Below are 13,496 nucleotides of genomic sequence, written 5' to 3'. Positions count from 1 at the left end.
GGTTCCTTGAAAAATCAGCGGGCGCCAGCCGGTGCGGCGGCGTTCGGCGAGCCCATGAGACGGGTGTTGCGCACTTCGGTGAAGTACATCCAGATCAGCGACACCCACACCACGCCGTACATCAGCATGAAAGCGCTGGAGCGGATGCCGGTGATGTCCATCAGCGCGCCGAACAGGATGGGCAGGATGAAGCCGCCCAGGCCGCCGGCCAGGCCCACGATGCCGCTGATGGCGCCGATGTTGTGGGGGTAGTCGTCGCTGATGTACTTGAAGACACTGGCCTTGCCGAAGGCCCAGGCAATGCCCAGCAGGAACATCAGGCCGGTGAACAGGTAGACGTTCAGGCCGATGTGGAAGGTCTTCGGGCCGTTGACGGTGGCGATGGTGAAGTCGGTCTGCGGGTAGCTCAGCAGGAACAGGCAGATCCAGCTCACCCACATCACCCACCAGGTCACGCTGTGGGCGCCGTACTTGTCGGACAGCATGCCGCCGATGGCGCGCAGCACGCCGCCGGGCAGCGAGAAGCAGGCGGCCAGCAACGCCGCCACGCGGATGTCCAGGCCGAACTCGCCCACGTAGTACTGCACCATCCACAGCGACAGCGCCACGTAGCCGCCGAACACGATGCTGTAGTACTGGCAGTACTTGAGCACCTTGGGGTCCTTGAGCGCCTTGAGCTGGTCGGTGAACTTGACGTTGCTTCCCACCAGGTGGGCCGGGTCGCTGTAGCTGAACAGCCAGAACAGCACCAGCGTGCCCAGCATGATGGCCGCGTACACCTGCGGCACCATGGTCCAGCCGAAGGCCACCAGCAGCACCGGGGCCACGAACTTGTTCACGGCTGCGCCCGAGTTGCCCGCGCCATACACGCCCATGGCCGTGCCCTGGCGGTGCTTGGGGAACCAGCGCGCCACGTAGGGCGTGCCCACCGAGAACGAGCCCCCCGCCAGCCCCACGAACAGGCCGATCGTCAGGAAGTGCCAGTACTCCGTGGCGTAGCCCATCATCCAGATGGCGGGCACGGTGGTCGCCATCACGGCGGCCATCACGATGCGGCCGCCGAAGCGGTCGGTCCAGATGCCCAGCGGCACGCGCACCAGCGAGCCCGTGAGCACGGGCATGGACATGAGCAGCCCGAACTGCGTGGAGTTCAGGTTGAGCATCTTCTTGATGGGGATGCCGATGACGCCGAACATCATCCAGACCATGAAGCAGACGGTGAATGCGAAGGTGCTGACGATCAGCACCGACCAAGCCTGGCGGGTGCGCTGTGGGCTTTCGCCCGGGGGCAAGGTGGTGTGTGCCATTGCGCGGTTCCTCTTCCTTCTTCTCTTTGGGGTATGGCTGTATGGTCCGTTTTCAGGGCCGCCCTGAACATCCTTCGCAAGCACACCCGCGCCACGGCAGAAGGACTAGGCCGGAGGGCGCCGCGAGGCCCGCGCATCGTCCGAAGGAACTATGGACACCGGGGCCGTCTGGGTGCAGCAAAGTCCCCGGCGCGCGCGCACGGGCCGCCAATGCCGGGTCCACCGGGGTTGGATATCGAAAGAAAACAGGCTTTCGCGCTGGATGGACAAACGCCAGAAGCTACCAATTCAGTAGCAAATCACCACATGCGGCCACCGGGGATGGCGGCCGTGGGCACCCTCTACTCCGTGCGCTGGCGGTCCGAGGCGTAGACCGCCGCCTGCACGCGCGAGGTGAGGCCCAACTTGCGCAGGATGTGCTGCACGTGGATCTTCACCGTGGTCTCGGCGATGTCCAGGGTGCGCGCGATTTCCTTGTTGCTCGCGCCGCGCGCGATCTCGCGCAGCACGTCCTCCTCGCGCGGCGAGAGCGGCGCCACACCGCCCGCGGGATCGGCCTGCAGCGGCGCGGGCGCGGACGCCAGGGCGTGGGCTGGCGGCGCCTCGGGCGCGCCTTGCGACTGGAACGCCGCCACCAGCTTGCCCATGAGCTCGGGGCTGACCACCGGCTCGCCGCGTGCCGCGCGGCGGATGGCCTGGGCGAGCAGGTCGCCGTCGATGGTCTTGAGCAGGTAGCCCTGCGCGCCATTGCGCAGCGCGGCGGCCAGGTCCTGCGAATCCTCGCTCACGGTGAGCATGAGCACGCGCGATGCGGGCGCCACTTCGCGCAGCCCCCGGATGGCGTCCACGCCCATCACGCCGGGCAGGTGGTTGTCCAGCAGGATCACCTGGGGCCGCAGCTGCGGCGCCAGGCGCAGCGCCTCGGCGGCGTCGCCCGCCTCGCCCAGCACCAGGAGGCCCGCGTCCTGCCCCAGCAGGGCGATCAGCCCCCGGCGGAACAGCGTGTGGTCGTCCACCACGAGCAGGGTCACCGGCGGCTGCATCGGGGCGTCCGGGTGCGCAGGGACAGCTGCCGGAAAAGGGGCGGTGGTGGTGGTGTTGTTCATGGTGCGTGCGCCGCCACCGGGCTGGTGGCGGCGGCAGAGGGGGTGTCCGCGCCGGGCGGCGTGCCGCGCGAGGCGCGGGCCACGGATGGCGGGGTGGCGGGCGGGTGCGCCGGCGGCGCAGGCATGGGGGCGGCGGCCGTCACCGTGGGCAGCTCGATGCACACGCGCGTGCCCTGGCCCGGCGCGGATTCGACCTGCAGGGCCGCCCCCACGCGCTGGGCCCGCTCGCGCATGATGCCCAGGCCCACGTGCAGCGAGTCGGGCGGCACGCTGGCCACGTCGAAGCCCTTGCCGTTGTCCTGCACCTCGAAGCGCCAGCGCGGGTGCCGGTGCACCAGCAGTTCCACGCGCGTGGCGCCCGAATGCTTGCGCACGTTCGACAGCGCTTCCTGCACCATGTGCAGCACCTGGATCTGCAGGTCCGGCGGCAGCGGCAGCCCATGGCCCACCATGCTGAGCACGGTGGCCATGCCGGTCTGGTGCTCGAACTTGGACAGCGTGGCGCGCAGGGCGGACTCGATGTCCTCCTCGCTGGTGCGCGTGCGAAAGTGCACCAGCAGCTCGCGCACGTCGGCATAACACTCGCGCACGCCCACGTCCAGCTCGCCGATGCTGCGGTCGCGCTTGGCCTCGTCGCCGCGCGCCACCGCGTCGCGCAGCAGCTGGGTCTGGATCTTGAGGAAGGCCAGCGACTGCGCGATGGAGTCGTGCAGTTCGCGCGCCAGCAGGCTGCGCTCCTCGGCCACCGCCGCCTCGCGCTCGAGCGCCGTCGCGCGCAGGCCCTCCATGGCGCTGGCCAGGTGGCGCGTCATGGCTTCGAGCAGGTCGCGCAGCTCGTCGGTCAGCTCGACCTGGGAGCGGAAGAACAGGTCCACCTCGCCCAGCAGGCGCTGCTGCATCTGCACGGGGATGGTCACCATGGTTTCAAAGCCCGCTTCGCGGCAGTGGGGCAGCGCGACGTGGGTGGACGGCGTGATGGGAATGACCCGCGTGCGCGCCTGGGCCTGGGGCTGGCCGCACAGGCAGCTGCCCGTGTGCAGGCAGTGCTCACCGTCGGCCATGGAGCGCGGCAGGCCGTCACCGGCCAGCAGCACATAGCGTTCGTTGGCCTCGTTGGACCAGCGCACGGCCGCCGCGTCGGCCCCGGCCACGCGGCGGATCTGCTGCACGAAGCCCTGGGCCAGCAGCTCCAGGCTGCCCGCGGTGGACGCCAGCGCGCTCACCTCGTACAGCGCGGCCAGGCGCTGGTTCTTCACGGCGATGCTGGCGGTCTTGTCGCGCACCTTGTGCTCCAGCTCGTCGTGCGAGGCCTGCAGCGCGTGCGCCATGAGGTTGAAGCCCGCCGAGAGCTGGCCGAACTCGTCATCGGTATCGACCGGCAGGCGCGTGCCCAGCTCGCCCTGGCGCAGCCGGGCCTGGGCCTGCTGCAGGCGCGCCACGGGGTTGATGACGAGCAGGTAGCTCACGGCCATGAAGGTCACGGCCGCCACGATGGCCAGCGCCATCATGAACAGCTGGAACAGGTGCAGCGCGGCCGTCCAGCCCGCGATCTGCAGCTCGATCGCGTCGACGAAGCCGTCCACCTGCTGCACGAACGCGTCGGCCTGCGCCAGCGTGCGCGCGCGGTCGGGTGGCTGCGTGGCCACCCAGCCGCTGCGCGCCTGCGCCCACTGCGCGCGGATCGCGTCGAAGCGCGTGAGCGTCTCGGCGCTCCAGGGCACGAACAGCGGCCGCGAAGGATCGCCCGTGCGCAGCAGCTCCAGGCTCGCATCGAACAGGCGGGCGCGCTCCTGCACCGCCTCGGGCGGTTCGGTCTGCAGCACCAGCACCATGCGCAGCATGTTCATGCGCAGCCGGCCCGCCTCATTGACGGCGGCCGCGCCGCCCTCCAGCTTCCAGGTCACCCACAGCGTGAGGCTGATGGAGGCCAGGGCCACGAGCAGAAAGCCTCCACCCATCGCCAGGAGCTTGGTGGTCAGGGTGGGCTTGGAGCGCATCGGCCCAGTGTAGGCAGGGGGTTCGCCCGAAGTCTTGACCTGCGTCAAGTCGCGGCCGCGTAGCATCGCCCCATGCACACACAGCACCCGACCACCTTTGCACCGTCTTCGGCCCCGGCCCGTGGCCGCTGGCGGGTTTGTACGCTGGCCTGGGCCGCCGCCACGGCGGCGGCGCTGAGCGCCTGCGCCAGCCCTGAATCCAGCGCCCCGGTGTCGCCCGCCGCCTGGCCCGCTCGCCTTGAGGCCCTGCTGCCCGCCGACGTGCTGCTGCTGGGCGAAAAACACGATGCCCCCGAGCACCAGCGCCTGCAGCGCGAGGCCGTGCAGTGGCTGGCGGCGCGCGGACAGCTGGCGGCCCTGGTGCTGGAGATGGCCGAGCGCGGGAACGGCACCACCGGCCTGCCCCGTGACGCCACCTCGGACCAGGTGCAGGCCGCCCTGCAATGGAAGGACGCCGCCTGGCCCTGGCAGGCCTATGGCCCCGTGGTGATGGCCGCCGTGGCCGCCGGCGTGCCGGTGCTGGGCGGCAACCTGCCGCGCGCGGATATGCGCGCGGCGATGGGCGAATCCGCGTGGGACCGGCACTTGCCCGCCGCCGCGCTGCAGCGCCAGCACGAGGCGCTGCGCGAGGGCCACTGCGGCCTGCTGCCCGAGGCGCAGATCGCCCCCATGGCCCGCATCCAGATCGCGCGCGACGCCAGCATGGCCCGCACCGCGCGGGAGGCCCTGCGCCCCGGCCAGACCGTGCTGCTGGTGGCCGGCGGCGGCCATGTGCTGCGCAGCCTGGGCGTGCCCACGCACTGGCCCTCGGATCTCAGGTCAAAGGTGGCCCTGGCCCAAGCAGGAAAAGCGCAGGAAGCTATCAAAAACGAAGCAGATGCGGTGATCGAGACCCCCGCCCCGCCGCCCCGAGACCATTGCGCGGAACTGCGCCAGCAGTGGGGCCAGGGCGCGCGCACGGGCGGCTGACGGCGGCGGGGCGAGCGTTCAGCGCGGCTCGCCACGCTCCCGCAGCAGCGCGGCGAACCCGTCGGCGGGCAGCGGGCGGCTGCACAGGTAGCCCTGGTAGGCGTCGCATCCGCGCGCCTTCAGGAAGGCCAGCTGGCCCTCGTCCTCCACCCCCTCGGCCAGCACCGACAGCCCCATGCTGTGCCCCATGGCGATGATGGCCGCGCTGATGGCCATGTCGTCCGCGCTTTGGGGGATGTCGCGGATGAAGCCCTGGTCGATCTTGAGCACGTCGATGGGAAAGCGCTTGAGCTGCGCGAGCGATGAGTACCCCGTGCCGAAGTCGTCCACCGCGATCCGCACGCCCACGCTGCGCAGCCGCATCAGCACCTGGCGCGCCTCCTCGGTGCGCTCGGCCAGCGCGGACTCGGTGATCTCCAGCTCCAGCAATTCGCTGGGAAAGCCCGAGTCGGCCAGCGCCGCCGAGGTGCACCCCGCCAGGTCGGTCAGGTGGAACTGGCGGGGCGATACGTTGACGGCCAGCGTCAGGTCGGGCAGGCCCTCGGCGCGCCACTGCTGGCCCTGGCGGCAGACCTCGCGCAGCACCCATTCGCCCAGCGGGCCAATCACGCCCGAGGTCTCGGCCACGGGGATGAAGCGCGCGGGCGAGATCAGCCCCTCCTCGGGGTCGTTCCAGCGCACCAGCGCCTCGGCCCCCAGGATGCGCCCGCTGGCGATGTCCACCTGCGGCTGGTAGTGCATCTGCAGATGGCCCTGGGCCAGCGCCAGGCGCAGGCGCGATTCGAGCGCGAGCCGCTCGCGCGCGGCCTGGGTCATGGCTTCGTGGAAGAAGCACCACGCGCCACGGCCCCGGGCCTTGGCGCCGTACACCGCAGCGTGCGCGCCCTGCAGCAGCAGTTCGGTGGTGGCGGCGTGTTCGGGGAACATGCAGATGCCCACGCTCACGCCGGCCACCACCTCGAAGCCGTCGGGCGAGCGCCAGGGCTCGGCCACGGCGGCGATGAGGTGGCGCGCCACGGCCGCAGCGCCGTCCGCATGGCGCAGGTGGCGCGCCACCACGGCCAGCTCGTCGCCGGCCAGCCGCCCCAGCACGTCGCCGGGCCGCAGGGCCGACTGCACCTGCCGCGCGATGTGCTTGAGCACCTCGTCGCCCGTGGTGTGGCCGTAGCTGTCGTTCACGTCCTTGAAACGGTCCAGGTTGAGCAGCAGCACGGCGATGTGCTCGCCGCTGGCGCGCGCCTCCTGCACCACCTGCTCCAGCTGGTGGCCGAACCAGGCGCGGTTGGACAGCCCCGTGAGCGCGTCGTTGTGCGCCAGGAATTCCAGCTGCCGCTGGTGCGCCTTCTCCTCGGAGATGTCGGTGAACATGCACACGTAGTGCGTGACCTCGCCCGCCGGGTCGCGCACGGCCGACAGCGACATGTGCTCGGGGAAGACCTCGCCGCTCTTGCGCCGGTTCCAGATCTCGCCCTGCCAGTGGCCCGTGCGCCGCAGCGTGCTCCACAGGGCCTCGTAGAACGCCTTGTCGTGCCGGCCGGACTTGAACACGCGCGGCGTCTTGCCCAGCAGTTCCTCCTCGGTATAGCCCAGGAGCCGCGTCACGGCCGCGTTGGCGGACAGGATGCGGCTGTGCGCATCGGTGACCACCACGCCCTCGATGGTGTTGTCCACCACCGTGGCGGCCAGCCGCTGGCGGGCCTCGCTGGTCTGCAGCGCGGCCCGCGCGGCCTTGATCTCGTCCAGGTCCTGCACCACGCAGACCAGGTGGGCGGGCTCGTCGCCCGCTTCGGGGATCTGCGTCACGGTGCACAGCACCGGCACCCCGCGCGTCCCGCCGGGCCGCCGGCACTCGCGCTCGTCCACGCAGTGGTCGATCTCTCCCGCCAGCAGGCGCACCAGCTGGGCGGTGGCCCCCTCGGGGTCGGGGGACTGCATCACATCGTGGAAATTGAGGTGGCGCACCTGCGCCAGGGACACGCCCAGCAGCTCGCACAGCCGCTCATTGGCCCAGAGGAAGCGGCCGTCCGGCGCCACGCGCGCGAAGCCCGCGGGTGCATGGCGCACCACCTGGGCCAGCTCCCGGGCCATGGCCCAGCGCACCTTCTCGGCGTAGCGCATGCGCCGCAGCATGCACCAGGCGAGCACGCTGGTGGCCAGCACATAGCCCCAGCCTTTCCAGGTCTGCCAGTGCGTGAGCTGGGCCGGGTCGGTCACCCAGCGGGCCAGCAGCGCGTCGCCCGCGAACACCCAGGCCACCCCGAGCACCAGGTACAGCAGCATCCCCCGCCAGGGGGCAAGACGCGGGGCATCGCCCGGATTGACCATCGATTCCCTCGTTCCTTGGGCGCCTGTAGCCATGCTGCGACAATTGGGCAGCTATGACGACCAACGCCTACATCCTTACTCTGTCCTGCCCCGACCGCCTCGGGCTGGTGCACGCAGTCTCCGGCTTCCTGCTGGAGCACGGCGGCAACATCGAAGAAGCCGCCCAGTACAACGACCACGCCACCGGCCTGTTCTTCATGCGGGTGCAGTTCGCCTGCGACCAGCATGACCACGCCACGCTCAAGACCCGCCTGGCCAGCTTCGCGGAGCCCCACACCATGCGCTGGAGCCTGCACGCCACGGCCGCCCCCATGAAGACGGTGCTCATGGTCAGCAAGGAAGGCCATTGCCTCAATGACCTGCTGTTCCGCTGGAAAAGCGGCCTGCTGCCCATCGACATCCGCGCCATTGTCAGCAACCACCGCGACTTCTACCAGCTCGCGGCCAGCTACAACGTGCCGTTCCACCACATCCCGGTGACTGCCGCCAGCAAGCCGCAGGCCGAAGCGAAACAGTTGGAGATTATCGAGGCCGAAGGGGCCGAGCTGGTGGTGCTGGCGCGCTACATGCAGGTTCTTTCTCTTGATCTGTGTCAAGCTTTGGCCGGACGGGCGATCAACATCCACCACAGCTTCCTGCCCAGCTTCAAGGGCGCCAAGCCCTATTACCAGGCGCACGACCGGGGCGTGAAGCTCATCGGCGCCACGGCGCACTACGTGACGGCCGACCTGGACGAAGGCCCGATCATCGAGCAGGACGTGGCCCGCGCCGACCACACCGACACGGTGGAAGACCTCACGGCCCGGGGCCGCGACACCGAAAGCCAGGTGCTGGCCCGCGCCGTGAAGTGGCACAGCGAGCACCGCGTGCTGCTCAACGGCCACAAGACCGTGGTTTTCCGCTAGCCCGTTCTGCCCCATGGCCACGGCAGCTCCGTCCTCCTTCCTCAGCAGCGCGGCACGGCGCATCCCGCCGATACAGTGCCTGCTGACGTTTGAAGCCCTGGCCCGCCTGCGCAGCGTGACGCAGACCGCGGACGAGCTGTGCGTGACGCCCAGCGCGGTGAGCCACCGGGTCAAGCAGCTCGAACAGATCCTGGGCGTGCGGCTGTTCGGGCGGGCCGATTTTTCGCTGACCACCGAGGGCAGCGCCTACCTGGCCCACGTGCGCGAGGGCCTGGGCGCGCTGCAGCGGTTTCCGGGGGCCGCTGCGGCGCCCGGGCGCCGGCGGCTCAAGCTGGCCGTGACACCCACGTTCGCGCGCACCATCCTCATTCCGCGCCTGCGCCAGTTCACCGAGGCCTACCCCGAGATCGACCTGGCGCTGCAGGTGTCCATCCCGCTGCTGGACGTGGTGGCCGAGGACGCCGACCTGATGGTGCGCTTTGGCCCCGGCCACTACGCCGACGTGGAGCATGTAGAGCTGGCCCGCGACGTGGTCACGCCCCTGGCCTCGCCCGCGTTCGTGCGCGAACACGGCCCGTTCGACCGGCCGGAGGACCTGGAGGGCGTGCCCCTGCTGCGCAGCCCGCTGGAGCCCTGGCGCACCTGGTTTGCCGCCACGGGCCTGGACTGGGCCGAGCCCAGCGAGGGCTCGCAGTTCAACGACATCGGCCTGATGTGCGACGGCGCCGCCGCCGGCATGGGCGTGGCGCTGGTGCGCCTGAAGCTCGGGGCGCCGTGGCTGGAGAACGGCACGCTGGTGCGCCTGTTCGACACCGATACGACCAGCCCCCACGCACACTACCTGTGCTGGCGCACGGGCACCATGGACCGCTGGGAGTGCGCGGCGTTCGCCGAGTGGCTGCGCAAGACCATGGCCTGAGCCCTCGCCGCATTCAAGGCCATTTTGGCCCCCAGCGCTTGCCCACAAAGCGCCAATAGCTATATATTTTATAGCACCCCAAATCCATCCTACCCTCCCTCTGTGGCGCGCAGGGTCCCAGATTCACGCAGCCCGCCTGACGCCGTCACCCGGCACGCGCCTCTCGCCTGTCCTGTCTCTTGACCTCTCCACCACCTCACCACGCCGTGCCACAAGACGCCCACTTCAAGAAGAGATACCCCACGCTGGAGCAGAACGCGGTGCTCAACGCCACGGCGAGCGCGGTGCTGGTCAACGCGCTCGCGGGCACGGGCAAGACCACCACCCTGGCCATCAAGGCCGCCGACCTCCTGCGCACCCAGGGCGCAAGCCGCATCCTGATGCTCGCGTATTCGGAGGCCGGGCTGGCCGCCATTGCGCAGCGCCTGGAAAAGCTCGTTCCGGCCATTCCGCGCCAGGTGCAGATCATGACCGTGGAGCAGCTGTGCGCCACCGTGCTCAAGGAACAGGGCGACGAGCTGGTGCGTGTCACCGAGCCCCTGCAAAAGAACCTGCTGGTCCGCCAGGCCCACACCGCGCTGCTCCAGGACCCGGCGCTGGACAGGGCGCCCGAGGCCGGCGACTTCCTGTCGCGTGAACTGGACGTGCAGGCCTTCGCCGACTTCGAGGCCCGGGCCAAGCAGCAACTGCTGCTGCGCGACATGGACCGCTCGGACCTCGGCGCCCTGCCCTACTGCCGCGAGCACCAGCTCGACTACGGGCTCTACCAGCTGCTGGTGAAGTACGAACGCCTGCGCCGGGGGCTGAACCACGAGCCGCATTTCTACGCACCGGGCGACTGCACGTATGAAGTGGCCACGCAGCTCGGGGAGCTGGATTTCGGCGATGCCTTCGCGCCGCTGCAGGGGCGCTTCGATGCGGTGCTGTTCGATGAGCTGCAGGACCTGGACGAAGCCGCCATGCTGGTGCTGCGGCATCTGGTGCAGGGCGGCAACGGTCTGTTCGTCGGCGCGGGAGACTTCAACCAGCACATCCTGCCCGGCGCGTTCTCCGTCTTCGGCGACAGCCTGGCCCGCATCCGGCAGGAGCTGCCCGCGGACACCCAGGTGGTCGCCCTCAACACCACCTACCGCTTCGGCAACGCCATCTGCCAGGGGCTGAACCCCCTGTTCGGCGTGGAATTTGCCGCGCACTACCCCACCAAGCCCTCCGCGTTCGAGCGGCGCAGCTACACCGACGACGAGGATTGCGCCCGGCAACTGCTGGCGATCCACGACGCCGTGCTGCACCAGCAGCCCCCCGCGCCCGGCGGCACCACGCCCCCTCCTTGCCTGAACGTGGTGCTGCGGTCGCCGGAAGACTCCATCCTGCTGGAATGGATGTTCGCCCACGAAGGCGTGCACTACGCCTGCTTGGGGCTGAAGCGCTTCTACCAGCGCCGCGAGATCGCCCTGGTGCTGGCCATCATGGGGGCCATGCAGGGCTGCGGCACTGGCGTGCGGCTCACGCAGGGCATTCTGAGCAGCGCCATGGAAGGCCTGCTGCGCTACGTGCGGCGCGGCAGCCAGCCGGACCAGGACGTGCTGGCCAACGGCGCGTTCGACATGCAGGCGCTGGTGGAGGACTCCCCCGTCGAAATGGACACCCGCGCCGTGGCGGCGGAACTCATCGGCAGGCAGGACCTGGTGCGCCGATTCCTGGTGCGCGCCAGCTTCAACCCCCAGGCCCCGGTGGCCTCCCCCGTGTGCGAACAGTTGCTGGCCTTGCCCCCCGAGGCCTGCGCCGACGCCGGGCAGCTGTGCGCGCACCCGCTGGTGCACCGCTTCTTCGCGCAGGCGCCCATCAGCCCGCAGGAGCTGCGCTACTGCAGGGACAGCCTGGCGGCGCTGGCCCGCATCTGCGCCGGCTTGTCCGTGGACGAATTCCTGGGCCGGCTCACGCTCATGGTGCAGGCCAGCATCCACCAGCACACCCAGCAGGAAGCCTCCAGCCTGCAGCTGCTGACGGTGGAGCGCTGCAAGGGGCATGAATACGACTATGTGGCGGTGCCCTTGGTAGAGCGCGGACGCTTTCCGCGCAGCGCCGCCCTGCAAGACGCTTACCGTGAACGCAACATGCTCTATGTCGCCATGACGCGGGCCAGCAAACGCCTGTGGCTTCTGGAAGGCAGCCAACGACCGGTCAGCCCCGGGCCGGTGTGAGGAGGATGAGGGTGAGGAGGGGGGCTGCGGGCCGCCCACCGGCCCAATTCAAGACAAAGGATCCTCCAGCGCTTTGCCCACATGCGTCAGCCGCTCATTGATTGATAGCAAACGGCCACACCCAGGCCATTTCACAGACCGCTGCAAGAAAACTCACACTCCCGCGCGCGGGCTTCCTCTACAGTGGCGGCCATGAACACTGCCGCCGAACCCACCACAGCCCTGTCCGAACGCGCCGCACGCCAGGCCGAGGTTGTCCAGGCCCTGAGCCGCGTGATGCCCGCGCACGCGCTGCTGTGGCACGCCGAAGACACCACCCCCTACGAATGCGACGGCCTCACCGCCTACCGCCAGCGCCCGCTGGTGGTGTGCCTGCCCGAAACATACGAGCAGGTGCAGGCCGTGCTCAAGGCCTGCTACCACCTGCAGGTGCCCGTGGTGGCGCGCGGCGCGGGCACGGGCCTGTCGGGCGGCGCCATGCCGCATGCCCTGGGCGTCACGCTCTCGCTCGCCAAGTTCAACCGCATCCTCGACCTGAACCCCGAAAGCCGCACGGCCGTGGTGCAGTGTGGCGTGCGCAACCTGGCGATCAGCGAGGCGGCGGCACCCTACAACCTCTACTACGCCCCCGACCCCAGCAGCCAGATCGCCTGCACCATCGGCGGCAACGTGGCCGAGAACTCGGGCGGCGTGCATTGCCTGAAGTACGGCCTGACGGTGCACAACGTGCTCAAGGTGAAGGGTTTCACGGTGGAAGGCGAGCCCGTCGAATTCGGCAGCGAGGCACTCGACGCCCCCGGCTACGACCTGCTGGCCGCCGTGATCGGCAGCGAAGGCATGCTGGCCGTGACCACCGAAGTGACGGTCAAGCTCATCCCCAAGCCCCAGCTGGCGCGCTGCATCATGGCCAGCTTCGACGACGTGCGCAAAGCGGGCGACGCCGTGGCGGCCGTGATCGCCGCCGGCATCATCCCCGCCGGCCTGGAGATGATGGACAAGCCCATGACCGCCGCCGTGGAAGATTTTGTGCACGCAGGCTACGACCTCACGGCCGAAGCCATCCTGCTGTGCGAAAGCGACGGCACGCCGGAAGAGGTGGAAGAAGAAATCGGCCGCATGAGCGACGTGCTGCGCGCGGCGGGTGCCACCGCCATCTCGGTCAGCCAGGACGAGGCCGAACGCCTGCGCTTCTGGAGCGGCCGCAAGAACGCCTTCCCCGCCAGCGGCCGCATCAGCCCCGACTACATGTGCATGGACTCGACCATCCCGAGGAAGCGCCTGGCGGACATCCTGCTCGCCATCCAGGAGATGGAAAAGAAATACCAGCTGCGCTGCGCCAACGTGTTCCACGCGGGCGACGGCAACCTGCACCCGCTGATCCTGTTCGATGCGAACGATGCCGACCAGCTGCACCGCTGCGAACTGTTTGGCGCGGACATCCTGGAGACCAGCGTGGCCATGGGCGGCACGGTGACGGGTGAGCATGGTGTGGGCGTGGAGAAGCTCAACAGCATGTGCGTGCAGTTCACGGCCGAGGAGAACGCGCAGATGTTCGGGCTCAAGCACGCGTTTGACCCGGCGGGGCTGTTGAATCCGGGGAAAGTGATTCCCACGCTGAACCGGTGTGCGGAGTACGGGAAGATGCTGGTGCGCGGGGGGGCGATCAAGCATCCGGATTTGCCGAGGTTTTGAGGACAGCGGCCCCACCTGCCCTGTTTGTTGACTAAGTCGAAGTTAGCATTCCGGTCAGTAAGATCGCTTGAATCG

The 13,496-nt window shown here is 69.5% G+C and carries 9 protein-coding genes; 5 read left to right on the top strand and 4 right to left on the bottom strand.

What is annotated here, in order from left to right; genetic code table 11:
• Positions 1-14: 14 nt before the first annotated feature.
• The 3 genes from AC07OD_RS20070 to AC07OD_RS20060 all read right to left on the bottom strand — a co-directional run bounded on the left by AC07OD_RS20070 (position 15) and on the right by AC07OD_RS20060 (position 4,410).
• The gene (locus AC07OD_RS20070) at positions 15-1,307 is read right to left on the bottom strand and encodes an MFS transporter (RefSeq protein ID WP_218297312.1); all 1,293 of its coding nucleotides are present in this window, start codon (positions 1,305-1,307) and stop codon (positions 15-17) included.
• A 341-nt stretch (positions 1,308-1,648) separates the two neighbouring features.
• Positions 1,649-2,350: a response regulator gene (locus AC07OD_RS20065; RefSeq protein WP_218297400.1), complete on the bottom strand. Its 702-nt coding sequence runs from the start codon at positions 2,348-2,350 to the stop codon at positions 1,649-1,651.
• Positions 2,351-2,409: 59 nt separating this feature from the next.
• Positions 2,410-4,410 carry a type IV pili methyl-accepting chemotaxis transducer N-terminal domain-containing protein gene (locus tag AC07OD_RS20060; RefSeq protein WP_494597865.1) on the bottom strand — a complete coding sequence of 667 codons (2,001 nt, stop codon included), beginning with the start codon at positions 4,408-4,410 and terminating at the stop codon, positions 2,410-2,412.
• A gap of 72 nt (positions 4,411-4,482) precedes the next feature.
• On the opposite strand from AC07OD_RS20060, the gene AC07OD_RS20055 reads away from it, so the two are divergent.
• The gene (locus tag AC07OD_RS20055; RefSeq protein ID WP_494597864.1) at positions 4,483-5,379 is read left to right on the top strand and encodes a ChaN family lipoprotein; all 897 of its coding nucleotides are present in this window, start codon (positions 4,483-4,485) and stop codon (positions 5,377-5,379) included.
• Positions 5,380-5,397: 18 nt separating this feature from the next.
• Here AC07OD_RS20055 and AC07OD_RS20050 read toward each other — a convergent pair whose 3' ends face one another.
• Positions 5,398-7,704, bottom strand: a complete 2,307-nt coding sequence (locus tag AC07OD_RS20050; protein ID WP_218341371.1) for a putative bifunctional diguanylate cyclase/phosphodiesterase — start codon at positions 7,702-7,704, stop codon at positions 5,398-5,400.
• A 53-nt stretch (positions 7,705-7,757) separates the two neighbouring features.
• On the opposite strand from AC07OD_RS20050, the gene purU reads away from it, so the two are divergent.
• The 4 genes from purU to AC07OD_RS20030 all read left to right on the top strand — a co-directional run bounded on the left by purU (position 7,758) and on the right by AC07OD_RS20030 (position 13,421).
• Positions 7,758-8,609, top strand: coding sequence for a formyltetrahydrofolate deformylase (gene purU, locus AC07OD_RS20045; RefSeq protein ID WP_218297315.1), 852 nt, complete (start codon positions 7,758-7,760; stop codon positions 8,607-8,609).
• A 13-nt stretch (positions 8,610-8,622) separates the two neighbouring features.
• Entirely contained in the window at positions 8,623-9,528 is a 906-nt protein-coding gene (locus AC07OD_RS20040) for a LysR substrate-binding domain-containing protein (RefSeq protein WP_218297316.1), read from the top strand.
• A 206-nt stretch (positions 9,529-9,734) separates the two neighbouring features.
• Positions 9,735-11,729, top strand: coding sequence for a UvrD-helicase domain-containing protein (locus AC07OD_RS20035; RefSeq protein WP_494597863.1), 1,995 nt, complete (start codon positions 9,735-9,737; stop codon positions 11,727-11,729).
• A 192-nt stretch (positions 11,730-11,921) separates the two neighbouring features.
• Complete coding sequence (locus AC07OD_RS20030; protein ID WP_494597862.1) at positions 11,922-13,421, top strand: FAD-linked oxidase C-terminal domain-containing protein; 1,500 nt, start codon at positions 11,922-11,924, stop codon at positions 13,419-13,421.
• Positions 13,422-13,496 lie beyond the last annotated feature (75 nt).

This window comes from Acidovorax sp. GW821-FHT10E03, assembly GCF_059415205.1.
The sequence above is the reverse complement of the archived record's forward strand: the minus strand, read 5'-3'. Positions and strand labels throughout refer to the sequence as shown.